This is a genomic window from Pradoshia sp. Z3_51 (assembly GCF_058215915.1).
The window spans coordinates 1-26,401 of record NZ_JBZAJC010000007.1 but is presented as its reverse complement, the minus strand read 5'-3'; the positions used below and the strand labels follow the sequence as shown (position 1 = coordinate 26,401).

The 26,401-nt window shown below is 38.1% G+C and carries 23 protein-coding genes; 15 read left to right on the top strand and 8 right to left on the bottom strand.

What is annotated here, in order from left to right; translation table 11 throughout:
- Positions 1–590 precede the first annotated feature (590 nt).
- The 4 genes from AC4BHA_RS13635 to AC4BHA_RS13620 all read left to right on the top strand — a co-directional run bounded on the left by AC4BHA_RS13635 (position 591) and on the right by AC4BHA_RS13620 (position 7,128).
- On the top strand, positions 591–1,274 hold the full coding sequence (locus tag AC4BHA_RS13635) for a CAP domain-containing protein (RefSeq protein WP_066108126.1): 684 nt from the start codon (positions 591–593) through the stop codon (positions 1,272–1,274).
- Positions 1,275–1,473: 199 nt separating this feature from the next.
- Entirely contained in the window at positions 1,474–3,360 is a 1,887-nt protein-coding gene (locus tag AC4BHA_RS13630; protein WP_139892701.1) for an FUSC family protein, read from the top strand.
- A gap of 201 nt (positions 3,361–3,561) precedes the next feature.
- Positions 3,562–5,184: an alpha-glucosidase gene (locus AC4BHA_RS13625; protein WP_139892700.1), complete on the top strand. Its 1,623-nt coding sequence runs from the start codon at positions 3,562–3,564 to the stop codon at positions 5,182–5,184.
- A gap of 408 nt (positions 5,185–5,592) precedes the next feature.
- Positions 5,593–7,128: an ABC transporter substrate-binding protein gene (locus tag AC4BHA_RS13620; protein WP_490558797.1), complete on the top strand. Its 1,536-nt coding sequence runs from the start codon at positions 5,593–5,595 to the stop codon at positions 7,126–7,128.
- Between the two features lie 18 nt (positions 7,129–7,146).
- On the opposite strand, the gene AC4BHA_RS13615 is transcribed toward AC4BHA_RS13620, so the two are convergent.
- Positions 7,147–8,658, bottom strand: coding sequence for a DHA2 family efflux MFS transporter permease subunit (locus AC4BHA_RS13615; protein WP_066108113.1), 1,512 nt, complete (start codon positions 8,656–8,658; stop codon positions 7,147–7,149).
- Positions 8,659–8,845: 187 nt separating this feature from the next.
- Between AC4BHA_RS13615 and AC4BHA_RS13610 the strand changes: the two genes are divergently transcribed.
- Complete coding sequence (locus AC4BHA_RS13610; RefSeq protein WP_490558796.1) at positions 8,846–9,739, top strand: TetR/AcrR family transcriptional regulator; 894 nt, start codon at positions 8,846–8,848, stop codon at positions 9,737–9,739.
- Positions 9,740–9,808: 69 nt separating this feature from the next.
- Here AC4BHA_RS13610 and AC4BHA_RS13605 read toward each other — a convergent pair whose 3' ends face one another.
- Together AC4BHA_RS13605 and AC4BHA_RS13600 are read right to left on the bottom strand one after the other, a co-directional pair.
- Positions 9,809–10,126 carry a DMT family transporter gene (locus AC4BHA_RS13605; RefSeq protein WP_066108107.1) on the bottom strand — a complete coding sequence of 106 codons (318 nt, stop codon included), beginning with the start codon at positions 10,124–10,126 and terminating at the stop codon, positions 9,809–9,811.
- A gap of 2 nt (positions 10,127–10,128) precedes the next feature.
- Positions 10,129–10,470, bottom strand: coding sequence for a DMT family transporter (locus AC4BHA_RS13600; protein ID WP_066108103.1), 342 nt, complete (start codon positions 10,468–10,470; stop codon positions 10,129–10,131).
- A 147-nt stretch (positions 10,471–10,617) separates the two neighbouring features.
- Between AC4BHA_RS13600 and AC4BHA_RS13595 the strand changes: the two genes are divergently transcribed.
- The 3 genes from AC4BHA_RS13595 (at position 10,618) to AC4BHA_RS13585 (ending at position 13,801) form a co-directional block, all read left to right on the top strand.
- The gene (locus tag AC4BHA_RS13595; protein WP_066108100.1) at positions 10,618–11,493 is read left to right on the top strand and encodes a DUF1186 domain-containing protein; all 876 of its coding nucleotides are present in this window, start codon (positions 10,618–10,620) and stop codon (positions 11,491–11,493) included.
- Between the two features lie 349 nt (positions 11,494–11,842).
- A complete protein-coding gene (locus tag AC4BHA_RS13590) occupies positions 11,843–12,877 on the top strand; it encodes a S66 family peptidase (protein WP_490558795.1) in 1,035 nt (344 codons plus the stop codon).
- A 189-nt stretch (positions 12,878–13,066) separates the two neighbouring features.
- Positions 13,067–13,801: a class I SAM-dependent methyltransferase gene (locus AC4BHA_RS13585; RefSeq protein WP_490558794.1), complete on the top strand. Its 735-nt coding sequence runs from the start codon at positions 13,067–13,069 to the stop codon at positions 13,799–13,801.
- A 154-nt stretch (positions 13,802–13,955) separates the two neighbouring features.
- Here the strand turns inward: AC4BHA_RS13585 and AC4BHA_RS13580 are convergent, their stop codons facing one another.
- Positions 13,956–14,465 (bottom strand): C40 family peptidase, encoded by a 510-nt coding sequence (locus AC4BHA_RS13580; protein ID WP_490558793.1) that lies wholly within the window; start codon positions 14,463–14,465, stop codon positions 13,956–13,958.
- Between the two features lie 134 nt (positions 14,466–14,599).
- On the opposite strand from AC4BHA_RS13580, the gene AC4BHA_RS13575 reads away from it, so the two are divergent.
- The gene (locus tag AC4BHA_RS13575) at positions 14,600–15,529 is read left to right on the top strand and encodes an EamA family transporter (protein WP_490558792.1); all 930 of its coding nucleotides are present in this window, start codon (positions 14,600–14,602) and stop codon (positions 15,527–15,529) included.
- 51 nt (positions 15,530–15,580) lie between these two features.
- Here AC4BHA_RS13575 and AC4BHA_RS13570 read toward each other — a convergent pair whose 3' ends face one another.
- Positions 15,581–16,138, bottom strand: coding sequence for an isochorismatase family protein (locus tag AC4BHA_RS13570; protein ID WP_066108091.1), 558 nt, complete (start codon positions 16,136–16,138; stop codon positions 15,581–15,583).
- A 244-nt stretch (positions 16,139–16,382) separates the two neighbouring features.
- Positions 16,383–16,973 carry an undecaprenyl-diphosphatase gene (locus tag AC4BHA_RS13565; RefSeq protein ID WP_490558791.1) on the bottom strand — a complete coding sequence of 197 codons (591 nt, stop codon included), beginning with the start codon at positions 16,971–16,973 and terminating at the stop codon, positions 16,383–16,385.
- Positions 16,974–17,127: 154 nt separating this feature from the next.
- Between AC4BHA_RS13565 and AC4BHA_RS13560 the strand changes: the two genes are divergently transcribed.
- From AC4BHA_RS13560 to AC4BHA_RS13550, 3 genes are all read left to right on the top strand, one after another.
- Positions 17,128–17,562 carry a helix-hairpin-helix domain-containing protein gene (locus AC4BHA_RS13560; protein WP_490558790.1) on the top strand — a complete coding sequence of 145 codons (435 nt, stop codon included), beginning with the start codon at positions 17,128–17,130 and terminating at the stop codon, positions 17,560–17,562.
- Positions 17,563–17,626: 64 nt separating this feature from the next.
- The gene (locus AC4BHA_RS13555; RefSeq protein WP_490558789.1) at positions 17,627–18,754 is read left to right on the top strand and encodes a PQQ-dependent sugar dehydrogenase; all 1,128 of its coding nucleotides are present in this window, start codon (positions 17,627–17,629) and stop codon (positions 18,752–18,754) included.
- Between the two features lie 872 nt (positions 18,755–19,626).
- A complete protein-coding gene (locus AC4BHA_RS13550; protein WP_066108084.1) occupies positions 19,627–21,261 on the top strand; it encodes a SulP family inorganic anion transporter in 1,635 nt (544 codons plus the stop codon).
- Between the two features lie 54 nt (positions 21,262–21,315).
- On the opposite strand, the gene AC4BHA_RS13545 is transcribed toward AC4BHA_RS13550, so the two are convergent.
- On the bottom strand, positions 21,316–21,828 hold the full coding sequence (locus tag AC4BHA_RS13545) for a GNAT family N-acetyltransferase (protein WP_139892691.1): 513 nt from the start codon (positions 21,826–21,828) through the stop codon (positions 21,316–21,318).
- A 6-nt stretch (positions 21,829–21,834) separates the two neighbouring features.
- Positions 21,835–22,767 carry an aldo/keto reductase gene (locus tag AC4BHA_RS13540; protein WP_139892690.1) on the bottom strand — a complete coding sequence of 311 codons (933 nt, stop codon included), beginning with the start codon at positions 22,765–22,767 and terminating at the stop codon, positions 21,835–21,837.
- 463 nt (positions 22,768–23,230) lie between these two features.
- On the opposite strand from AC4BHA_RS13540, the gene AC4BHA_RS13535 reads away from it, so the two are divergent.
- From AC4BHA_RS13535 to AC4BHA_RS13525, 3 genes are all read left to right on the top strand, one after another.
- The gene (locus AC4BHA_RS13535; RefSeq protein ID WP_140462180.1) at positions 23,231–24,337 is read left to right on the top strand and encodes an NADH-dependent flavin oxidoreductase; all 1,107 of its coding nucleotides are present in this window, start codon (positions 23,231–23,233) and stop codon (positions 24,335–24,337) included.
- Between the two features lie 334 nt (positions 24,338–24,671).
- Entirely contained in the window at positions 24,672–25,814 is a 1,143-nt protein-coding gene (locus AC4BHA_RS13530; RefSeq protein ID WP_140462181.1) for an NAD(P)/FAD-dependent oxidoreductase, read from the top strand.
- Between the two features lie 253 nt (positions 25,815–26,067).
- Positions 26,068–26,401: class I SAM-dependent methyltransferase (locus tag AC4BHA_RS13525; RefSeq protein ID WP_490558822.1), on the top strand; the 334-nt coding region annotated here is incomplete at its 3' end.

The window sequence follows — 26,401 nt, the reverse complement described above, 5'->3', positions numbered from 1 at the left end:
GTCTCCTGTATATATAAGTAACTGTCACGACTCTTTAAAGTAGTTAGTTAACCTTTAAGGATTTGATTGTAAAGTTTATGGTGTCGCTTACGAGATGTCTACTATATAGAAATTACCCTGCTATATTCAACGAACAAGTCAGAAGAACAGAGATGGAGAAAACAATTTGTTTTCTCCATTTGTTCTATAAAAGTACTGTATAGGAAACTCCATCTATTTAAATTCCCCATACCATAGACTGCAATATGGGTATACTCAACATTATTTAAAAATAACTGCAATGCTTGTAACATACCTGTAGTAACAGTAATGAATCCTCTATTATTAAATACCTGTCAATAATTATTTTATAGGATAAAAGTGGGGATTTTACAAAAAGAGGGACTTGATATCCGGAATATGGAAAAAAGAGAGATTTAAGCAGGACTGTTGATATATCAATATATTAAGTTAGGTGCGCGCTATGTGAGAAGGATGTCTATTATCCTATCTCGAGCTGTCTGGTAGTTTATGGTTCAAATGTTACAAAAAACTCATGTTACGATGTCTTTGTCGATTAAACAAATATCATGACAGGAGGAGATTTACCAATGAAACATAAACTTATCGTTACAATTGCAGCAGCCGCAGCGCTTTCCATTACAGCTATAACAGGAGCGGAGGCAGCCAGTGTATCTTCTAAACCGAATACAACAACTTCATATAAAGTGATGATCAGCGGAGGCATTATTAAATTCCCATGGGGATCTGTTCAACTTCCAACTATTGATAAACCAAGTCAGGATACGGATTCTGGTTCAAACAATGCCGTGGAACAAAATAAACCAAGTACGGATGCTCCAACTGTGGAAGAAGATAATTCTGATTCCAATGATACAGAATCAAACGATTATGAAGTAAGTGCATATGAGCAGGAAGTACTAGAACTTACTAACGCGGAACGTGAAAAACAAGGCTTAAAACCTTTAACACTAGATACAGAGCTAAGTAAAGTAGCGCGTATCAAATCAGAGGATATGCAGAAGAATAACTATTTCAGTCATACAAGCCCAACTTACGGATCTCCATTTGATATGATGAAACAATTTGGCATTTCTTATAGAGCGGCAGCTGAAAATATTGCTATGGGTCAACGCACGCCAGAAGAAGTAGTAAATGCGTGGATGAATAGTGACGGTCATAGAAAAAATATCTTAAGCTCCAGCTATACACATATCGGAATTGGTTATGTGGAGAACGGCAACTACTGGACACAAATGTTTATAGGCAAATAAGAGAGTACTATAAATATAGATTTTATATAGACTGTCCCAAAAGGAAGTGAAAACTTATCTTTTGGGACATTTTTTTATTAGCATTAATGAATGTTCCAAGCTAGAAAGCCTTTTCCTGTGTTTTTTTCCTGGCAGCATAGTATGTTATACTGTGATTTAATATTCTGGTATAGCAATTTATAGGTAAGGAAGGGAAGCTATGAAGCAGCTGATCATATCAAAAACATTGATATTTATCTTTGTTATCCTTTTTGTGACAGGCTTTGAGGCTGTGTTTGGGCAGCATAATGTTTTGATTGGGGTCACGACTGTGGTTGCTCTGCTCATGTATTTAGAGAGGGATTTTACTGTATCCCCATGGAAGAGTTTCATGCTGATTTTGGCAGTCAATTTGTCCCAAGGAATATTTGGTCAACTGGCCTTGATCAATCCCTGGGTAGGAATTTTAGTAAACTTTATCGCTATGTTTATTGTAGGATACTTTTTCACATCTAACATAAAAGGACCTATCCATATTGCGGTTGGTTTGCAATATTTATTCATTTTGACCGATCCAGTTCCGTTGGAGGAATTCCCATTGAGACTAATGTCTCTGGTTGCAGGGGCTTTGATTATCATGATGGTACAATGGGTATTTAATAGAAGGAAATTATCTAAAAGGGGCAATCATTATTTCTTGCAGGTATGTAGCCATTTGCAAGAAAAGTTAAATCGTATTCGAGATAACCAGCCTGATCAAGAGTTGGATTCCATCATTCTGTCTGATATCAACGAGTTCAGGAAGGTGATTTATTTTCGGAGTGTCAAGGGTTATTATCTGACTCACGAAGGCAGAGTTCGTTTGAAGATTTCGGTCTGTCTTGAAAAACTGCATTTGATGTTAAACCGCAAAGCTGCAAGTGACTACCCAGAGGATGTCTTGGATGCTCTGAATTTTGAATTGAGACAGATGAGGGATTACGCCAATAAAGGGTCAAGCTTATCTGATGATTCATTGAATAATCTAAACATAGCGCTTAACAAACATGAATCCGCATACATAGTCGAAATGATTAGTACGTTGAAATTATTGCGTGAATTATTGAGGTACCTTCATACCAGTGAATCATCTGAACTGAACAAGGTTGAGAGTGTGGTAGAGATTCCTAGAGGCTACCGGAATACCTATCAATTTTTAAAGGACATTAATCGACATTCAGCTCGTTTCACATATGCACTGCGATTGGGTATCACTATTGCAGCTGTTGCTTTAATCGTTGATTATTTTAACATCAATGAAGGACGCTGGATTTTATTTACTATATTTTCTGTGACGCAACCTTATTATGAGACAGCTAAATATCGCTTCAAGGAACGCGTGATCGGCACTTTAATGGGAGCGGCTATCTTTGTACTATTATTTAGTATTTTTCATGAAACGACTATACGCTCCTTCCTGGTCTTGCTGGTTGGGTATTTGAATGGCTATGCGGTGAAGTATAGAAATGTCGTATTGACTGTCACGATATCTGCTCTTGGAACAGCTGCTCTCACGGGCGACCCGACGCTCCTGTCACTGAGAAGAGTTATGCTTGTACTGATAGGGATAGGTATTGGTATGCTTGCAAATCGTTTATTACTTCCACATACGCTGGAAAAGGGTACAAGAGATTTGATGAAAAGCTACAAACAAGTATCCAAGGAATTGCAGCATGAAGTGTCCGCTTATTTAAACCAAAGAAATAATGCACATACAATCAATCATTTATTTGCCGTTTCCGCTTTAATAGAGGAAAGAATACTTTTAAATAATCAAATGCTGCAGCTTGAAGAAATGGAAAACTTTCTATCATCTCAGCGCCGTTTGAATCATGCCATTTATGATATGTTCTTGCGGATGCAAAGGGAGGATGTAGATGTCCATCTGATGAGAGAAATATTAGTAAAGCTCGATTCGATTCTGGCTTTAGAAGGGGATTGTGTAAATGAGCAGGCTGGTCAATTATATGACAGACTTCAGCTTTCTAATTCCCTGGAAGAATACGTGTTGTTAAAGGACGCACTGCGAATATTAAAAGGATTTAGAAAGCAGGCTTACTTCAAATAGAACTTCTATATTAAATATTGCGATATCCTAAAAATAAAAATGAAAGGGCATACAAGCTCAACTTTTCTTATTTAAATTGCTGAGGAACAAGAAGAAGCGCGAGATGTATGCTCTTAAATGGTAGAGAAAAAGTTCTACTTAAACTAATGAAAAATAATAGAAAGATAAGCTTCACATAATTCATTTTATGAGGTGGGAGAGATGGATAAACAATGGTGGAAAGAAAGTGTCGTGTACCAGGTTTATTGGAGAAGCTTTTATGATAGTGATGGGGATGGATATGGAGACTTAAGAGGGGTAATAAGGAAGCTGGATTATATAAAAGAGTTGGGTGCAGATGTAATCTGGCTCAATCCTTTTTACCTTTCTCCTGATAAAGATAATGGATATGATATTTCCGACTATTATTCCATTATGCCGAAAGCGGGCAGTATGGAGGATTTTGAGGAATTAATGAGGGAAGCACAAAAACGAGATCTAAAAATTATTATGGATTTAGTCATAAATCATACTTCAAATGAGCATGATTGGTTTAAAGAATCCAGATCCAGCAAAGATAATCCAAAAAGAGATTGGTATATTTGGAGAGATGGAGACCAAGTGAACCCTCCCAATAATTGGCGTTCTTACTTTTCCCCGTCAGCATGGGAATATGATCAACGGACTGGTCAGTATTATTTTCATTCATTCGCAGCTGAACAGCCCGATTTGAATTGGGAGAATGAAGAAGTCCGTAAAGAAATATATCGAATTCTAAATTTTTGGTTAAAGAAAGGGATTAATGGATTTAGGCTAGATGCAATTGCCCTGCTTGCGAAGCCGGAGGATTTTCCGGATGCAGACGATCCGGATGATATTCGTTATTTGGCCAACCATCCCAAAGTTCATGATTATTTGCAGGAGATGAATGAACAGGTATTCCGTCATTATGATGTGTTAACCGTAGGGGAGGTAGCCTTCGTGACGCCGGAGCAAGGGTTATTATATGTGGATAAAAACCGCCATGAACTGAATACCTTGTTTCATTTTGAAGTTTGTGATGAAATGCCAACCTGGGACTTAAAGAAATTTAAAGAGATTCAGGCGCGCTGGTATGAAGGATTGAAAGAGAAAGGATGGAACTCACAATTTATTAATAATCATGATCATACAAGAGTGGTAACCAGATATGGTAATGATAAAGAGTATCGTGTTCAATCAGCCAAACTATTTGCTGCGTTGCTGCATTCTTTGCCGGGTATGCCTTATATTTATCAAGGAGAGGAAATAGGAATGACAGGGATTCGCCTTTCTTCTATTGACGAATATAACGATATTGCGATGAAAAATCAGTATGCTGAGTTGGTGTCAAAGGGATGGGACCCGAATACGGTTCTTAGAGATTTGCAGCCATTAAGCAGAGACAATAGCCGTACACCGATGCAATGGACCAATGAAGAACATGCGGGATTTACAACAGGTACACCGTGGATTCGAGTTAATCCAAACTATAAATCAATCAATGTGAACAATGAATTGCATAATCCTGAATCAATCTTTTATTTTTATCAAAAGCTGATCAAGCTGCGGAGTCAGCACAAGGTCTTTGTATATGGGGATTATCAGGAATTATTTAAAGGACATTCTCATCTTTATGGATACAAAAGAAGCTACGCTGATGAGACGATTTACTTTGTTTCTAATGTTCAGCCGAACACTATACATATTGAGCTGAACAGTGAAATGGATTTGCAGGGGACATCTATTCTGATTTCTAACTATAATGAAACGACAAGCACAAAATTAGATGCCTATGAAGTACGTATTTATTTAAAAAAAGCTTAGCTGGGATAATTGATTCCAACGGCAACAATATAGAACAAACAAAAGATAATTAAAATAAGACTCCGAATGATTCAGAAGGTCGTTCTGAAAGTGAAAATGTAGTTCCGAACCATTCGGAGGGGAGCTCCGAGAATCAAAAAGAAGATAAAGACGATAGAATCCAAAACATACCTGGCACTTCTTAGACTACTCATATTAGTTAGATAATCAGGTATATTTCATTAGTTATACTGATTTGGATTCTAAGGGGATAAATAAAAGGAATTTAGAGGAGAGGCAGGTTTCAAAGCCTGTTTCTTTTCTTTTGGATAAATAGAATTAACTAGGGGTGTATGTACATAATACATATTATTATTGTGGCTACTTGGTATCTATTTAAGTAATGCCGTTATCTAACGGGGGATTAAGATGGAGAAAATCATAAAAAGGATCATCATCATAATTTTGATTACCGGATATTTTAATATGGGAGCAGGGATAGGTACAGCTGAAGCCATTCAGGAAGAATTAACGGTTGCGCTGTCTCCGAATGCGATTAAAGGATTTGACCCTTTTCTGTATACACAGGCAAACGGTTCTCCTTTAATTCAAAGTACTTTATTATCCTTTGATAAGGATATGGGAATTACATATGATTTAGCTGATGAATATCAGGTCAGTGAAGATAAAATGACCTGGGAATTTAAAATTAGGGATGATGCATATTTTTCGAATGGGGAACAAGTGAAAGCGAGTGATGTAGCTTTTACCTTTAATACTGCTAAGTACAATGGATGGCAGGATTTATCTTTGTTAAAAGAAGTCAAGGTCATAGATGAATACACTATCCATTTCCGATTGGAGAAACCCTTGTCAACCTTTAGTTATACAGCTGCTCAGCTTGGAATAGTCCCTGAGAATCATTATGATGAATTATTCACATTGAATCCTATTGGTTCAGGTCCTTATATTCTGGAGGATTGGAATGCAGGAGAGCAGGCGGTTTTTGTCAGAAATGAGCAATATTATGGGAAAAAGCCTATCTTTAAAAGGATTATCATTCTTTTCATGAATGAGGAAGAAGCCTATGCAGCGGCGCAAAAGGATCTGGTAGATGTCGCTCAAACATCTCCCGCATTTGCAAATGTCGGCGTAATAGATGGAATGGATATCAATGCTTTTAAAGGTAGTGATCAGTATGGAATCTCCTTTACTGCTGCCCCAACGAAATCGGATGTCTCTGCCAAAGAAACTGGAAACGAGGTAACGAGTGAATGGCCCATCCGCCAGGCAATTAATTTAACAGTTAATCGTGATTACCTCATAAATGAAGTTCTATATGGATATGGAGAAGCAGCCTATCATGATGCTGAGCGGCTTCCATGGGGCCACAAAGATACAGAGGTTGAATATAATAATATCGACAAAGCTAAAGAAATTTTGCAAATTGCGGGATGGATTGATAATGATGAGGATGGTGTATTGGAAAAACAGGGAATAGAAGCGAAGTTTAAGCTTTTATTTTTGGAGTCTGACCCCATAGCGCAGTCCATGGGGACATTACTTATGCAACAATTAGCTGAAATTGGAATCTCAGTAGAAGTGGTTGGTCAGAATGAGAAGGAAATCAATTCAAATAAGTTTAATAATCCGTTAATTATGCGTGTGGGTAATCATAGTCCGATTGATTTGTATCATAGGTTCCATAAAGATAATTCTAAGGTGAATTTACATATATCTGCTGAAGTGAATCAGTTGGTTGAGGGAGTGCTCGCTAGCGGTGATTTTAAAATATGGCAATCAATTCTGAGGCAGACCGCGAAGGATTTACCATGGATATGGTTGGTCCATCCAGATCATTTATACTATACAAAGAAAGGATTAAATTTAGGGGAGCTGGCATTTCAATCAAATGAACAGCCTCTATCTTTGTTAAACAATATAGAAGAATGGACTTGGGAATAATAAGAAAAACCTCTCCTGTTACTGGGAGAGGTCTTGTGTTTTTTGTAAGTTGATTTGTTCGTCTGCTCTCTTTGGTCGTTTAACAAAGAAGGCAAGGATAAGAGCCAATACAGCAATAAATGTCGCTATAAAGAATGCATCGTTAATCCCATCTACTGTTGCTTGAGTATAGATTTGTGCCTCCAATTGAGCTATTTCTTCTGGACTTGGTTGACCGGTAAGCTTACTCATTGCTTTTTCTGCCAATTCTTCCGCATGTATTTTCGTACGTGATGTCATAACGGAAACAAGTAAGGCGGAACCAATTGCACCGGATACTTGATTAAGTGTACTGTTCATAGCTGTACCATGTGGATTTAATCGGGCAGGCAATGAATTCATCCCGTTGGTCATAATCGGCATCATGACCATTGACATACCGAACATACGAACAGAGTACATCACAATTAATGTTCCATAAGTAGTTTCAGTTGTTAATTGACTGAAGAAATAAGTTGTAGCGACTGTGATGGTTAAACCGATTATGGCAAGAATCCGACCGCCAAATTTATCAAATAATTTACCTGTAATTGGTGACATAATTCCCATAATGATTGCACCTGGAAGCATTAATAAACCAGAATCTAATGGGGATATACCACGTATATTTTGCAGGTAAATTGGCATTAAAATCATGGCTGAAAACATCGCCATATTCAAAACAATCGATATAGCTGAAGATAAGGAGAACATTGGATATTTATAGACACGGAAATCGAGCATCGGCTTTTCCAGTTGAAATTGGCGAACAATCAACAAAATCAAGCCAATTACACCTGCAATCAGTGTACCGAATACTTCAACATCATCCCAGCCTTTACTACCCGCCGAGCTGAATCCATATAATAACCCTCCGAATCCGACACTTGAAAAAATAACGGATAATACATCCAATGAAGCGTTACTTTTTTCTTTCTTATCTTTTAATTTAAAAATCGATAGTAGTAAAACAATAACGGCAAACGGGATGATCATATAGAACAGATATCTCCATTCATAATGTTCAATAATCCACCCTGATAATGTAGGACCAATTGCAGGGGCAAAAATCATAACAAGCCCTAAAATCCCCATCGCACCACCACGTTTTTCAATTGGGAAGCTCGTTAAAAGAACATTCATTAAGAGGGGCATCATAATGGCAGAGCCTGCTGCTTGAATCATTCTTCCAACCAATAATAATGCGAAGCTCGGTGCAAATCCGGAAAAGATTGTTCCGATTGTAAATAGAATCATCGCGGTTATAAATAAGTGTCTAACCGAGAACTTCTGAATTAAAAACGCTGTTGATGGAATGATAATTCCGTTTATCAGCATATAACCTGTTGCGAGCCACTGAATCGTTGTTGGCTCAACTTTAAAATCCGCCATCATGGACGGAAGGGCAACATTCAATAATGTTGAATTCAATATAGATACAAATGCACCGGCTAAAAGAATGGCTATAATCCCATAATTGGGACGCATTTGTTGTCTTTCTGTTGCTGTCATGTACTTCTCTCCTTTTGATTTATACTATATGTTTAATTATTAGACTCATAATTCATGTTGATTATATTACTCTCTTTCTTTTCGTTTAGCAATTAAAATAATTTAGAATATATAAATTTGTATTTACCCTAAAAATAAGCTAATATACACTCAAATAACTGAAGTCATAGGAATGGATTGAGTTGTTATGAACGTAAGAAAAAAGCAAGTTATCAGCCATGCAAAGAAACTTTTCATTGGAAAGGGATATAGAAATACGTCTATTCAAGAAATTATTGAAGATAGCGGGATCTCCAGAGGAACATTTTATAATTATTTTCCTTCTAAAAGTGAACTTTTCAAAGCTGTATACGATTCCTTCCTTGAAGAGTATCACCAACAGCGAGATGAATTAATTATTGGGAGGGATCTCAGTAATATAGACATCTTTATAGAGCAACTTTATGTACAAAGGAAATCACATTCGCATAATCAATTATTTGCCCTTATTGAAGATGTAATGGTATCTAATGATAATGAACTAAAAGATTATTTGAAACAAACGAGATGGTTATATTTAAATTGGATTCACAACCGCCTTGTCGATATTTTTGGGGTGGAGAAGAAACCGTATTTGTTAGATTGTGCAATTATTCTATCCGCCATGGTCCAACACCACATGCATTTTTATAGTATTGCAAAAGGAGATCTTGATGCGAAAAAAGCAATTCGTTATTATTTAGATCGCATAAAGGTGATTGTTGATGATGTAAGTAAGAATGATGTTGTTTTAATAGAACCGGAAGTGTTAACTATGTTTATTCCGGGGGGTCCAAAAGGAAACAGGGATTTTTGCTACGATTTAATCCAATCCGTTAACCAACTAAAGACTTACCTTGAACAAGAGGTTGTTGATGCTGAGTTTCGTGCGGAAAAGCTACAAATAATCGAATTCCTGCAAGATGAACTATTGCATAATAAAGAGCCGCGACATTACTTAGTTAAAAATATGATTGCTTCATTAAATCATGATTCTATCTTGAGGGGTACTTCCTGCTATGGAAGGTTTAGAGAAATCATCATGGAATGGTTGAATAAGTAATAGAAGAGCCATGTTAGCAAGTAGTTTGCCATAGCATGGCTCTTTTTGGGCGAGTCATTTTGTTATGGGCTATTTTGATACAAATTTAAGACCAATGGCAGAGATTAAAATGAGTAATATGAAAATAATTCGTTTTAAGCTTTTCGCTTCTCCAAATAAAAGCATGCCAATTAATGCTCCTCCACTGGCACCAATACCAGTCCATACAGCATAGGCAGTACCCATGGGAAGTGTCTTCATTGCGAATGATAGACAGAAAAAGCTCCCCGAAAAACCGACAATCAAAAGAAGCAGAGATAAGAGATCCCTATTTTTATTCAATCTATTAATCATGCCGACCCCAAATATTTCTAAAAATCCAGCGATAACCAGTGCAAACCAGGCCATTATTAGTTAGCCTCCTTTTTGGAGGTGTCTTCATCAGTCACTATTTTTAAACCAATCACACCTATTAATAAGAGAAGAATTAATGCTATTTTCTCTATTTTTAACGGTTCATCAAAGAAGAGAATCTCCGCAATAACCGTTCCAGCTGTTCCCAATCCGACAAAGACAGCGTATACCGTCCCAACCGGCAGGTAGCGGCTTGCATCAATCATCATATAAAAGCTGATACAGATTGCAGCAAGTGTAATCAGCCACATCCATATACTGTCTGCATTTTTAAGACCGCTTACCCAGATGATTTCAAAGAAGGCCCCTATAATAACCTTTAACCAATGTCTGTTCATCAAAACAACTCCCTAGTGATATAACAATATAGCAGATTGTTTGTACTGTTGTTCATTTTAGCAATTATAAAATTGGTTTGCGAGTAGAAGAATCGAGAAAGAGTTTGATAAACTAATTATATAAGAAAGGTACGGGGGTGAAATAAGATGGATGATCCAACTATTTCGACCAAGGAATTAGTAAAAAAAATTCGCTATATAGACGACACCTATCCGAAAGAGGAACTTGATCTTCTATTGATTCGTGAGGATGCTATTCCTGAACTATTGAGTATATTAGATTTGGTTCGCAAGGAACCAGAATTGTTTCTTAGTGAACCCGATCGAATTGACCATATTTATGCAGCTGTTTTGTTGGGACAGTTAAACATCAGAGAAGCATTTTATCCATTTTTACAAACATTAAAATTACCGGATGATAATGCATTGGAATTATATGATGATTACCTGGTTACAACGGCTGGCCGTATACTTGCTGATACATATCCCGGTGAAATAGTTATGGATGGAAATATCCCTTCCATGCCGGATTTGGATGCATTATTTGATTTAATTGATGATCAATCTTTGGATGAGTGTATTCGTGCTACTGGAATTCAAGCAATTACATCCCTTGTCCTGCAAAAACGTATATCAAGGGAAATGGTTGAATATTACTATCATGATCTACTGCAGGGGGATTTGGTAGATGAATCAGGTTATATGTATACCATTCTAATTGATTCATGTATGGTATTAAATTTCCGAGATTTATATGATGATATCGCAGAGGTTTTTGCCCAAAAGAAAGTGAATGCCCTTGATATGTCGCTCGATGATGTGGAGGAGCAATTTAGGAACTATGATCCGTTATATGCAGATGATTGCCGGCCCATTACAAATGTTCATGAAGAGTTCACTTGGTGGGCTGGTCATTATCAACCCGGAAATTCACAGGCTTCCAGAAGCATAAAAGTGGGCAGAAATGATTCATGCCCATGCGGAAGCGGGAAAAAGTATAAGAAATGCTGTGGGAAATCTTGATTTATACACTTTATGGGTTTTAGCCCCCGTATGTACAAGTTGGGTTTGTGTACATATGGGGGTATTTTGTATGCGTTAAAAGGGAACTTACTCTACGATTTTGATGGAAGATTAAAGGAGCTATTTACTATAATGCTGTTTCAGGTCTTTGAGAGTTAATATTGTACAATTATTGTAATTTTTCAGAGTTTCAATACGTTCGTCACACTTTATTCCTACATTTAAGCTTATAGGAAAATGGAAGGTTACTATTAGAAATATAATAAATAAACAATTATTTATATATTTGGGATTTTTTATAATATAATTCAACTAAGCTAAAGAAATGTTAGAGAAAGTGGTGGATGAGATGGATTTGAAGAAGTCAGATCGACTAAGTAGCGGTGACAGGATAGCTACTGCCAGTTTTTCTTGGGGTGGGGCAGGAGATCCAGATATTCGCTGGCGTTATCAGATAGGGAAAAAACGGTTGGAGGAGTTTGGTTTAGAAGTTATTGAGCTGCCTCATACATTAAAGGGATCAGAGTATGTATATAATCATCCAGAAGAACGGGCACGCGATTTGATGGATGCCTTTCAAAATCCATCGATTAAGGGGATATTCTCTTGTATTGGCGGAGATGACAGCATTCGAATGCTGCCATACATTGATTATGAGGTAATCAAAAATAATCCAAAGATTTTCCTTGGCTATTCTGACTCTACCGTCACGCATTTTATTTGTTATAAGGCAGAGGTAATGAGTTATTATGGTCCTTCGATTCTGGCTGAATTTGCAGAGAATGTAGAGGCTTTTGATTATACGAATCATTGGGTGAAACGGGTTTTATTTTCTGGTGAACCTATTGGCGAAGTTGGACCGCCATCTGAATGGACAAGTGAATTTATCCCTTGGGAAAAGCAAAACTGGACACGTAAAAGAAAAACATCACCGCATAGCGGTTATGAGTTATTACAGGGAGAGGGAATACATAAGGGGAAATTATTAGGAGGATGCATGGATGTGCTGGAAATGCTTAAAGGCACTGTAGTGTGGCCTGCAATTGATGAATGGAAGGATAAACTGATATTTTTTGAGACATCAGAAGTGAAAGTGAGTCCGGATCTGTTTCTTGGATGGCTGCGAAATTACGCGGCGCAGGGAATTCTGCAAAATGCTAAGGGTTTATTATTTTCCAAGCCATATGATGATTGTTATTACGATGAGTATAAGGAAGCAATCCTTAGTGTGGTACGGGATGAGCTAAAGTTAACGGATTTGCCGATTCTATATAATATGAGTTTTGGACATACGGCTCCAATGAGTATTATTCCTCTCGGGGCTATGGCTGAATTGGATTGTGAAAGAAAAACATTTAGCATACTTGAAGCGGGTGTGAATTAAGGTTCGAGGTTTACACACTCCCGAAGCAGGGACTATGAAGGTAACTGAAATTAGGAGTCTTAGAGGATAATCTTCTAAGAGGGGGAGGTTTGAGCAGCCTTCCTTTTAATATTCCGTTGCTCTTGCATTGAAAGCAGATAAATATACCAACTGGAGGTTAGGTTAAGAACTTCATAGGGGGAGAAATGTATGGAATATAGGGGACCTAGTGTTTATGATCAGGAAGAATTTTTTTCGGATTATATGAAAAGAAGAAGTAGGAAAGATAGTCCCAATAATGCTATTGAAACTCCAATCATGTATGAGCTAATACAAGATTTTCAAAATAAAGATGTACTAGATTTGGGCTGCGGTGACGCTTCCTTCGGCAAAGATTTAGTAGAACGCGGTGCAGCGTCCTACACTGGGATAGAAGGATCTGAACAAATGGTGGAAGCAGCAAAGAGAAACCTATCACATGTGAATGTAAGCGTGCATCATCATACGATGGAATCATATACATACGGAGAAGAAAAGTTTGATATTGTAACTTCCAGATTTGCAATCCATTATGTATCTGATATTGATGCTTTGTTTCGAAACATCCATTTGTCTTTAAAAGAGGAAGGTAAGTTTGTTTTCAGCGTTCAGCATCCTCTTACGACAGCTTCTTTTACTAGTAAAAAAACAGGTGATAGACGTAAAAATTGGATTGTGGATGACTATTTCCTTGAGGGGGAAAGAAAAGAACCTTGGATTGAACAAATCGTGGTGAAATATCACCGAACAGTCGAACAGTATTTTAGAGCGCTTATCAGTTCCGGATTTTCAGTGGTTGATTTGCGAGAAGGTACACCTGTGCGTGACAACTTTACCGATGAGAAAGAATATAAAAGAAGGCTTAGAATTCCAGTTGTGCTGGCATTTTCGTGTATAAAAATATAACAACTTAATAAACAGAACACCTGGCTGATGTGGGTGAAATAGTACATCCACTGCTCATGTGAGTGGTTCAGTCTATAAGTGTATAGAGGTTGATCAAAAGTAAAAACTCTTTTTCTCCAAAGAAAAAGAGTTTTTACTTTGCTAATCCAGTTATTTAATTAACTACTCGTTTTGCTCCTACATAACGTTTCTTCCAATAATCGAGTTTCATATCTTGTGTTTTAACTCCTTTTGACGTAGCGCCAATAAATTTATTATTACTGATATAAATGGCAACAAATGATACCTTTTTCCCGTCCGTTTTATAAAATACTAGATCCCCGGCTTTTAATTTGTTTTTGGCAACGGAAGTACCTGTTTTATATTGATCGGCACTGGTACGTGGTAATTTTTTTGCAACGCTTTTTGAGAATACATACTGTGTGAAACCGGAGGCATCGGACCCTTTTGGTGTTGTTCCGCCCCATTTATATGGACTGTTCGTTATTTTTTTTGAATAAGCAACCGCCTTTTGACTTTTAGACTGTGCTGCATCAGCATGCATTGGGCTGAAGAAAGTTGAAAAGAGTAGAAGAACGGCTGTTACGACGGCAAACAGAATAGAGGATTTTCTTGCATGTAAAGCTAACGTTAACATCCCTGCTTTCAAAGATTTTTTTGACACAAGGATATCTTATTATTGAGCAGAGCATTTTATGATTCAAATATTACTTTCTTACCTTCCTGCTTAACCTCCCCTTTTTTGTGAAAATAAAAGTATAATAGCACTGTAAACTATGAAATATATGAGGGAACAGCATGATTTTATTGAAAAATACAAGAGTTAAAGGAATTTTACTGGTATTAACTGCCGGTATATTATGGGGAGTATGCGGAACAGTAGCGCAGTATTTATTTCATTATGCCGGATTTACCCCTGAATGGGTTGTGGGTATTCGCTTGCTTGTATCTGGAGTGGTTCTCTTGATTCTAGCCTCTTTAAAAGTAAAGAGTAGGATAGGTGCTATTTGGAAGGACAGGAAAGACGCAAGAAGTCTTTTATTGTTCAGCATTTTAGGTTTATTGGCTGTGCAATACACATTTTTTATGGCTATCAATTATTCCAATGCGGCTACGGCCACCGTTTTACAGTACTTAACACCCGTTATCATTACCTGTTATTTTGCCTTGATTTCAAAAAGGCTGCCTACAAATAAAGAGATCCTTGTTGTAGGTTTGGCCATATTAGGGACATTTCTAATTGCAACTAAAGGAAATATGCATAGTTTATCCATTTCGGTTAGTGCTTTGATGTGGGGAATTGGTTCGGCATTCGCTCTGGCGTTTTATACTTTGCTTCCGCGTAAGCTGCTACCTAAATGGGGATCAACTCTCGTTTTAGGCTGGGCAATGCTAATAGGAGGAATTTGCTTTTCATTTTATAATCCTCCATGGGAGTTTAAGGGAGATTGGAGCTTTTATGCAATACTTGCTGTTATTTTTGTGATTATATTTGGTACGATTGTTCCGTTTATATGCTATTTGGAAAGTATGAAATATATTCGAGCTACAGAGGTAAGTGTGCTGGCATCTGTAGAACCAGTTGCTGCAGCGGTTGTATCCATACTTTGGCTGCATGTTACGTTTGGAATAGCCGAGTGGCTTGGTACAATCTGTATTATCAGTACCGTCTTCATTTTAGCCCTTTTTGATAAACCGGCAGGGAAGAAATCCAGTGATAATCATTGAGTAAAACAAACAGGATCCCAATTTGTTTAAGAATTGGGATCCTGTTGCTGTTTATCGGTACGAATCATGGCTGGGATGAAATAAATGATCTTCCGCGTTTCTTACAATAGAAAAATGTTCTATATTGTAATGGCCATGAAGTGTTTTATTATGATGGTTTATGATTTGTTCCGGGCTTAAAATGTCATTGCCGATTGTGGAATGTCCATCACCAACTAAAGTGACATCGAAGCCATTAATAGTAGCGGTTCTGACTGCACTATCAATACAATGCTGTGTTTCGCAGCCCATTATAACAATATGATTAATTTCATTAGATTTTAAATAATTTAATAGTCCAGTTCCGTGAAAGGAATTCGTTGCTGCTTTGTCAAAGAATTTTGTTTCCACAGGTAGATGAATTTCATCATGAACTTGAAATCCTTTCCCTTTACCTCCGGCTATATCAAGATCTCTTACACAAACTATCGTGGCATTTGCCTCTTTTGCCTTTTTAATTACTAAATTAATATTTTGAATAAGCTGTTCTTTTTTAAAAACAGCCCTCATGTCTTGATTCCCATCTATTAGTTCCTGCTGTGCATCAATAATTAATAATAGTTGATTCAACTGATTTTCCCCTTTCTAATTTGGGGAAGCGCTCTTTTATTTAGCTGTATTCCCCTTGGTTTTTTTTGAGTTGTGATATAGTCCCATATTCATATAATTAACCTCCTTGATAATATAATGCCTAAAAATTAATAAATGTAATTTTCAGACAATTAAACCTTAACATAGCTTCTTTTAAAAAGATACGCAAAAATAAAAAAGCCACCGATCTAGTCGGCGGCTGTATTGCTGTAATGAACGTTGATTAAATACTTTTATTTCGGTTAAACAGATAGCTTTCGCCCTTTTCGTATAGAGCGATGGATTGTCTAATCCATTTTTGTTTAGGAATAATTTTGTGAACGAGCAAAGCCGCACCTATTCCAAGAAGTGCACCTACTAAAATATCAACGGGGTAATGGACTCCTACATAGATTCGGGAAATAGAAAGAAGGAGTGCAAGTGCTGTCCATAAATACCAAAATCGTTTACGAAAGAGAGCAATGGTTATACAAACTGAGAAGAATACAATTGTATGATCACTCGGAAAAGAATTTCCAACCTCTTTTTCAATTAACTTGTTTACATCGGACCAAACGGCAAATGGCTGATGATGTGAATAAATCACACCAATTAACTTGCCCGTTACTTCGGCGATAAAAAAAGCAATAACAGCACTGACAACCATTAATTTATTTCTAGTATTACGAGTTAGCCAGTAAAACAATAGAACCAGCATTAAGCAGTATACTGTATATTCAGCAAAAAAAATAAAAAGTGGATTGATGTCCGGATACTCTTTACCAATGTCATTGACTGCACGAAATAAGGTGATATTTGCTTCAGAATTAGTCATTTTTTCATTTCCTCCCAAGTTATTCTATTATGGATAATTTACTTAAATATTTCAAGAGATTCTATATAGTATTTGTATTCTAGACGATATCGTTTAGCTGTATGAAAGGATTATGATAAAATTTAACAAAACTAAGAATAAGAGGAGGCTAAAAATGAAACTGCCTTTATCGGGGACGGAACGGAGTAATCTTCGTAAAAACAGGGTTCGAATAGACCAAATACCAACGAAAACAACAGAGGAATTAAAAACCATACTGAATTGTTCTGCAGATCGGGCTAAGGAGTTAAAAGGTCTGTTAGACTTTCAGCAAATCCCTTCAATCGGGCTGGGTGCATCTAAAATGATGGTACAAGTACTGAGATTCTATTCTGTAAACGACGTTAGAAATGAAAATCCTGTAGAATTATTCGACCGCTATGAAGAATTGGTTGGATGCCGTGTCGATCCATGTGTGGAAGATCAAATCCGCTGTATTGTTTATCATGCCAATGAATTGAATTGTGTGTTAGTATGGTCTGATTTTACGGACGAGCGGAAGGCATATCGAAATACGCAGGGATATCCTCCTACTCGCCCTGAGAAGTAGTAATCCCCTTGTATGACCTCTTTAGAAGAATCATTGAAAAAGCCCATATAAATAGGAGGCCAATATGAAAAAAATATTTCGCTTGTTACCCCCCTTTTTGATTATGATGGCTCTGCTTGGTTGTTCAAAGGAAGAGAAAAATGACACGGTTGTTAAACAGACTGAGACAGATGAAAAGCAGCCATATGAGATAGAAGTCGTTGCTGAAGGTCTCAATGTACCATGGGAAATGGTTATAGCCGATGATGGACGAATATTTTTTACGGAACGGCCTGGCCAAATAAGAGAAATCCGTAATGGGAAAGTAAGGGAAGAACCTCTCCTGTCTTTGCCAGCGCCTTTTATCAGTGAAGGGGAGGGAGGATTACTTGGACTGGCACTGGATCCTGATTTCCAAACGAATCATTTTATGTATACGTATCACTCCTATGAAGATAATGGTGAAATCAAAAATCGTATTCTTCGTCTTGTAGTAGGTGACAATCAAGCAAGGATTGATAAAGTGATCCTTGATGGAATTGTTGGAGATACAAATCATAATGGTGGGAGAATTATGATTGGACCAGACGGGATGCTTTATATTACAGCAGGAGATCGGTATGAACCTGACTTAGCCCAGGATAAGACAAGTATGGGCGGTAAAATTTTTAGAATCCATCTTGATGGTTCCATTCCGGATGATAATCCAATTGAGGGGTCGCCTGTCTATAGCTACGGGCATCGCAATCCGCAGGGACTTGCCTGGCATCTTGTTACAGGAGATTTATTCAGTTCGGAACATGGTCAATCAGCACATGACGAAATTAATTTGATTGAAGCAGGGAAAAACTATGGATGGCCAATAATTCAGGGGGATGAAGCAAAAGAGGGAATGGAAACGCCGATTGCTCATAGCGCAACTGAAACATGGGCCCCGTCGGGAATGACATTTGTCTCGAAGGGTGAATGGAAAAACCAATTGCTGATTGCCAATCTGCGTGGCGTGCAGGTTCTTAAGGTAGAGCTTGATGAATCCGGAAAACAGGTGAAAAGCATAGAATCGCTCTTTAAAGATCAGTATGGGCGCATCAGGAATATCATCGAAGCGCCGGATGGAACCTTATATATGATGACGAATAATAGGGATGGCAGGGGGAATCCATCAGACAAGGATGACCGCATCATCAGGTTGATTCCTAAAACGGGTATTTGACTAATCTATACGAATATGGAAAAAGTGAAGATCCTAAGTCAGGAGACCTACCATTCTTTTTTAACACTACAACACCTACGTGGAGATAGGGAGGTGTGAAAAGTAGTAAACCTAAGTTTTAGGGAACGTTTTTTAAGCATTTCTATCTTTTTAGTAGAAGAGGATAGAAATGCTTTTTAGTTTGGGCTTTTTTAGATAGGGGGACTAGCATGTTAAACAGTATTTGGGATATCCGAGAATCGGAGAACCAAGATTTAAGATTAGCACTTCATATTTAAGAAATCATTCTAAAAATGAAGTGTTTTTTGCATTAAAATAGATAAAAAGGAGAGATGGAGAGGGAGTTGAGATGCATCCCACGCTGTCCGGTCTCTTGGTCAATTAAAGACTGATAGAGTACGAGGACATGTTGATTCATAGAATCCAGCTGTTTCAGCACTTTGTTCGATGAAGAAAATTCACTTTTAACATAGAACAGTGAACCTAAGTTTAAATATATCCAGATAAATCCAATTGATAATAAACTCCAGAAGAAACGATGGCCAATTTGCCATTTGAAGACTTTTTTATACAGAGTAACTCACTCTTTCTAATGGGATTAAAAATTATTTCTACAATATTTTACAGTTTAATTATAGGTTATTTTGTAAACTTTTGGATTTATTTATATATCCTAAATGGAGTGCTGTATAGAAGTTACGATATAGTATTCTCTAAATTTGGGGAATAAATATACGTTAATATTCGATATATACCATTTTCTTTTATACTAGGTGAATTTGGAATTGATTGTTAATAGAATTCATTATCTGAGGTCAGTATAATAATAAGGTTGCGATTATTATCATATTATTATGGAGAGAAGAATCAGCATGCTTAAACAATATATTCACGATTTGCATAATGAATTTGCCGGCTATAATTCTGAAAAGCTACGCAAAGATATTATGGCTGGTATTACAGTAACCGCTGTTGCACTTCCTTTATCTCTAGCGTTCGGGGTGAGCAGTGGGGCGGATGCGGCTGCTGGATTAATTACAGCGATTCTTGCAGGATTAATTATCAGTATGCTATCAGGCGCGTCCTATCAAATATCAGGACCAACGGGAGCGATGTCTGCTATATTGATTGCTGTTGTTGCCCAGTATGGACTTGATGGAGTATTTATTGCCTGTTTGCTGGCGGGTATCCTACTGGTGATTGCCGGTCTACTGAAATTTGGCCGTGTCGTTTCTATCATACCGATGCCAGTTATAACGGGGTTTACATCAGGAATTGCTATCATTATAGCGATGGGACAAGTAGATAACTTTTTTGGAGTCGAATCGAGCGGAGAGAATCCAATTGCCCAAATCATGTCTTATATAGAGAATGGTTTTAATCCTGATTTTGCTACATTATTAATTGGTATTATAACAGTTGTCACGATGATTGTATGGCCGAAAAAATGGAACGCCATAATCCCGTCATCCTTAGCAGCCTTACTGATTGTTTTAATTATTAATACCGTTTTAAAATTACCGGTTGCGGTCGTGGGAGATATACCGAAAACATTTTTTCCGGAAAATCGACTGGTATTTAGTGATTTATCCCTCGCTAAAATAGAAGCCTTGATATGGCCGGCAATCAGTATTGCGGCATTAGGAATGATTGAAAGTTTATTATGCGGAGCATCTGCCGGTCGCATGGTTGGAGAAAAAATGAATGGGGATCGGGAACTAGTTGCACAGGGAATTGGGAACATGATTATCCCATTCTTTGGCGGTGTTCCGGCTACTGCTGCGATTGCCCGTACGAGTGTAGCGATTAAAGCTGGTATGGTAACAAGATTGACGGGGATTTTCCATGCGATTGGTTTGCTTTTGTCAATGTTTCTCCTCAGCCCAATTATGTCGAGTATACCGATGTCTGCATTAGCAGGTATTTTGATTGTGACGGCATGGCGGATGAATGAATGGGAAAGTATTCATTATATCTTTTCTCACAAATTCAAAGGCGCTATCTTTAAATTTTTGCTAACATTGCTAGCTACTGTTGTGTTTGATTTAACGGTTGCCATTGTTGCAGGAATTGTCCTTTCAGCCATATTGTTTGTTATTAACAGTGCCGACGTAGAAATGAATGTCAGTAAAGTTGATATCGAAAAATTGGAAGGAAAAGGGATAAAATCAAATCAGACATACGAAGATATTCGGGTAGTTTATCTCACCGGTCCTATATTCTTTGCAACGGTGAGCTCTTTGACTGAGCGCCTTGAAGACATTAATCAAGGAGTTATGATCCTTTCTATGCGTGGAGTATCCTCCATTGACGGTTCAGGAGTACAAGCTATGGTGGAATTCTGTGAATTAAAGAAACAAGAAGGTGTAAAAATCATCTTTAGCGGAGTACAGCGGAGAGTTCTTAGCAGATTTGAAAGAGGTGGTATTCTGGATGTTGTTGGAGAAGACAATATATTCTGGAGTACTGACCAGGCGCTTGCAAAAATTAATCAAATACAAGGTTAATATAAAGATGGAAGGAGAGTGCCGAGTAGGCTACTCTCCTTTTTTTGATGCAAGCTAAGATAGCTTTTTACCTAATATTAGATACCGTTCTTTTGTCTTTTCATTAGGGAAGAAGGAATCATCAATGACAATCCATCCTTTTCTAACATATAGATTCCGTGCAGCCAGATTGGATTGTTGGGTTGTTAATATAGTTGTATCAAAAGGTATGTCTTTCATTAGGGAATCATGTAATAGTGATCCGATTCCTTTTTGGCGCACGGATGGATGAACACATAATTCAACGAACTCAAAACAATTTGCCAGCCATTCATTGGATAAGTCAGGTTTCAAATGGCTTGTCAATAGTTCGCGATAATATTGGCCTGATAGAGAAGCATAACCATAGGCAAATCCAACAGGCATTTCCTCTTCATCCAGGCATACAAATCCTCTGAAACCAGCGTAGTCCATGTGCCGCATGAATCGTTCTGTACAGTCGGTATTAATATTCCATATTTGTTGATACAGAGAAACGATTGGCTTAAGCAAATCATCTGTTCGATTCCACTTTACCATTTGTATCATAATTTCTTATTCAAAGATTGAACTGATTTGTTGGATTTCTTCACGGGATAACATAACTTCCAGTGTTTTAAGATTATCAACGACTTGTTCCGGCTGTTTTGCGCCAGGGATAACAACATCAATTGAATCCTGCGCCAAGTACCATGCCAGGACAAGATGAGCGATTTCAACGTCTTTAGCTTTCGAAATCTTTCGCAGTTGTTCTACTTTTTCTAGGTTTTGCTTAAAAAGTTCTGCCTGAAATAATGGATTACGGGAACGTCCATCATTAAAAGTAGAATGCTTTGTGAATTTTCCGGTTAAAAGACCAGAAGCCAGCGGGAAGTATGGGACAAAGGAAATTTTGTGTTGGGCGGTATAGGGGAGAAGCTCTTTTTCAGCATCTCTTTTAAATAGATTGTACTCAGATTGGATTACATCCACGTATCCATCTTTATTGGCTTCTTTTAATTGCTCCAATGAAAAATTGGATACCCCGATCGCACGGATTTTTCCGGCATCTTTTAGTTTCTTTAAGGCGCCGACTGCCTCGTCCTTTGGTGTATCCTGATCTGGGAAATGAATGTAGAAGAGATCTATATAATCTGTACGTAAACGCATTAGACTTTCTTCCACAGTTTTAATAAGGAATGCAGGGGAGTTATCAACTACAACATCATTTTCAATGAATTTATGAGCCCCCTTTGTAGCTATAACAAGGTTTTCACGATTGCCTTTTTCTTTAACAATTTCTCCAATTAATTCTTCTGACCGTTCCGGGCCATAAATATAGGCAGTATCAATAAAATTCACGCCATAATCGATGGCAGTCCGTACGATTTCCCGTCCTGTTTCCTCATCGAGATTTGGGTAGATATTGTGGCCTCCAACTGCATTAGTTCCAAGACCTATCGGATTTACAAGTAAGTCTGTTTTACCTAGCTGAATTTTGTTATTCATAAAAAAACCCCCTTAACATGTAATGATTCAATCATAGCAAAGGTAAGGAAGTATATGGAAATGATAGGGTTTAGAAATAGATAAATAGCTAAAGGCCCTAAGAGATAATCTTAGGGCCTTTATGCAAGAGGGGGGGATTTATGTTCTATGGCTTTTATGATGTGTTCTACCATTAGTATAATTCAAATGATAACGATTATCAATATCATTTAGATGAAAAAGATATTAAATTTATTACGAATAAGTAACTAAATTTTCGAGGGGGAATTTGAATCAATATAAAAGCAATAAATTTGGACGAATTCATAATCCGAAATCATTAACTGCTGAACCCAGCAAACCAATGATTAGCTTCTTCCATGTTTACTTGTTACAAATCATAACCTGCTTACGAATGAGCGTTATGTTTGCTACCCTTTTTGTAACTCACTAGAATAAAGGTCATACAAAGGAGGAATAGTTCATGAATGAAAAATACGCTTCTCTTTTTGAAAGCTTTACACTGCCAAATGGCGTTACGCTGAAAAACCGATTCATACTCGCTCCAATGACACATTACTCTTCTAATCCTGATGGTACGATTTCCGATCAGGAGCTTCCATATATCGCGCAGCGTTCCAAGGATATCGGCTTAGTCATCACTGCTGCAACAAATGTATCCGATAACGGAAAGGCGTTCCCAGGACAGCCATCCATTGTACGCGATACATATATAGCAGGTCTGAAGAAGTTAGCAGATACAATAAAAGGCGAAGGAGCTAAAGCAATCATCCAACTTCACCACGGTGGACGGGAATCAGGAGCAGATCTTGTACCCAATGGGGATGTAGTTGCTCCAAGCGCTGTAGAAAAAGAAGGTGCAGCTACACCACGTGCACTGGAAACTGCAGAAGTACAGCAAATCGTTGCTGATTTCGGCGAAGCAACTCGACGTGCTATCGAAGCTGGTTTTGATGGCGTCGAAATTCATGGTGCAAATGGGTATATTATCCAACAATTCTACTCTCCATTTTCCAATCGCCGTGAAGATGAATGGGGCGAGCGCTTGCGTTTCCCCTTGGCTGTCATCGACTCAGTCAGAAGTGCTGTTGATAAACACGGCTCCAAAGACTTTATAGTTGGTTATCGTTTCTCTCCTGAGGAACCGGAAACTCCTGGATTAACGATGAAAGAAACACTTGAGCTGATTGATGCTCTAGTGGAAAAGCCATTAGATTACCTGCATGTTTCTTTAATGGACTTCCATTCCACAGCTCGCCGCGGTGCGGATGCGAGCGCCAAACGCATTGATTTGATCCAGGAACGCATCAATAATAGAATGCCTCTTATCGGCGTTGGATCCTTGTACTCTGCCGAAGACGTGGCTGCAGCCAAAGATACGGGAGTACCATTGATTGCCATGGGACGTGAATTGTTAATCGACCCGGAATTCGTTACAAAGCTCAAAGAAGGACGCGAAGACGAAATTACCAGCTTGATTGATCCTACTCGCGAAGATCGTCATGGCCTTCCAGAACCGCTTTGGAACATCATCCTGCAGACAAAAGGCTGGGTTCCGACGAAAGAATAGAAGGGGATAGCAATAAAGGAAAATTCAACATGGTACTTATGCCATAAAGAGATTTTGAGTATAAAAAGATAGAAGGATTGCTTTTAAAAACCTCTCGTATGAGAGGTTTTTTTAGGCTTTTTTTCTGTTAATTCATGATTTGTTTTATTGATTGAGTGAGCTGCAACTAACCTGTCACTTCTCAAATTCAAAGTAAGTCTATCCTCATCAATGTGGTCCGTCTTGAGAATGTTCAGGTCACTTTTACTGCGTCCCATTCACTCATAAAACTGAGAAAAGGCCGATTGTGCTATGGTATATTGTAGTTAAATGAAGAAAAGGATGTTCGGTATATATGCATATAACAATAATTGGATCAGGTATAGCAGGTTCGGTTACCGCATATAAGCTTGCCAAGGCGGGCTTACAGGTAACTGTGATCGATCGTTTTGATAAAGGACAAGCGACAGATGCTGCAGCAGGGATTGTTTGTCCATGGCTCTCCCAGCGTCGAAATAAAGATTGGTACCAGCTGGCCAAAGGTGGTGCTCGCTATTATCCAGAAATAATTGAAGAACTTCGTCAAGATGGAGAAACTGAAACAGGTTATGCCCGTGTAGGTGCATTGAGTCTGCATGAGGATCCGAAAAAACTGGATGCGATGCTTCAACGTGCTGAAATGCGAAAAACGGATGCACCGGAGATGGGCAAGATAAGCTTTCTTAACGAAAACGAAGCAAAACGGTTATTTCCTTTGCTTACTGAAGGATATGGAGCGGTACATATCAGCGGTGCTGCGCGCGTTGATGGACGGGCTTTACGAAATGCCTTGCAAAGGGCAGCTAGGAAATACAATGCACGATTCGTATCAGCCGAAGCACAGCTTTCTATGAAAGCAGAACGAATCGTTGTGACAGCTGGCAATGAAGAATGGATGCCTGACCAGGTCGTAGTTACTGCTGGGGCTTGGGCAGGTCAATTATTAGAACCCTTAGGATATCAGATGCAAGTCAGCTTTCAGAAAGCGCAGATTTGTCATTTACAGCTGCACAATATTGACACACATGATTGGCCGGTAATTATTCCGCCTAACGATCAATACCTGCTTGCTTTTCCAGATGGAAGGATAATAGCTGGTGCTACGCACGAAAACGATGAAGAGATGAATACCGGGGTAACGGCAGGCGGTGTACTGGAAGTACTAACTAAAGCAACTAAGCTTGCTCCCGGTCTTGCGAATGCGGGTTTGGTCGAAACAAGGGTTGGCTTCAGGCCTTTTACGCCAGGCTTTCTTCCAGTATTCGGCCGCATGCCGCATCACTCTAATCTTTATGTCATAAATGGCCTAGGGGCATCAGGTCTGACGATGGGTCCATTTATCGCTTCACAGCTCTCAAAGTTAATAGTCGGGCAAGAAACGGATATCGATATATCCGCCTATAATCCAGAAGGTGCTCTTTGTTATACTCAAAATAGAAAACCATTCAACTCTAGGTGAAACATCACTTCCTGAAGATGGCATTGTTATATAGATGAATTATACATTCATTAAAAGGCCGCTATAATCCCTGGCTTTTACATGCTATTTTAAAACGTCGTACAGATGGATGTATCATTCCAAATGACTGCTAATAGTAATGTAGTCTAATATGCTGGATTGTTATAAAATGGTAATATGTGATTGGTTGATAAATTTAGAGAGGCAGGAAAAAGTAGTGGAAACTATTTATAGCCATGAAGATTTGCTGAAGATGATGGACCAATTATTAAAAGAAAAAACCAGGTTTGATTGGGATCAATTTTATTTAAATCGTGATCGGAATGTACCTTTTTTTTCTAATCAGCCTGATGAAAACTTGGTAGAGTATTTCGATAAGGGCTTGTTTGTTCCAGGGAGTAAAGTATTGGAGTTGGGATGTGGTCCCGGGAGAAATGCAGTCTTTTTTGCTGAAAAAGGTTGTCATGTTGATGCCGTAGATTCATCTGAAGAAAGTTTGAAATGGGGAAAAGAGCGGGCTAAAGAGAGTGGATTAACAATTAACTTTATACATAAAAATATATTTGAATTAGCTATTGATGAAGGAA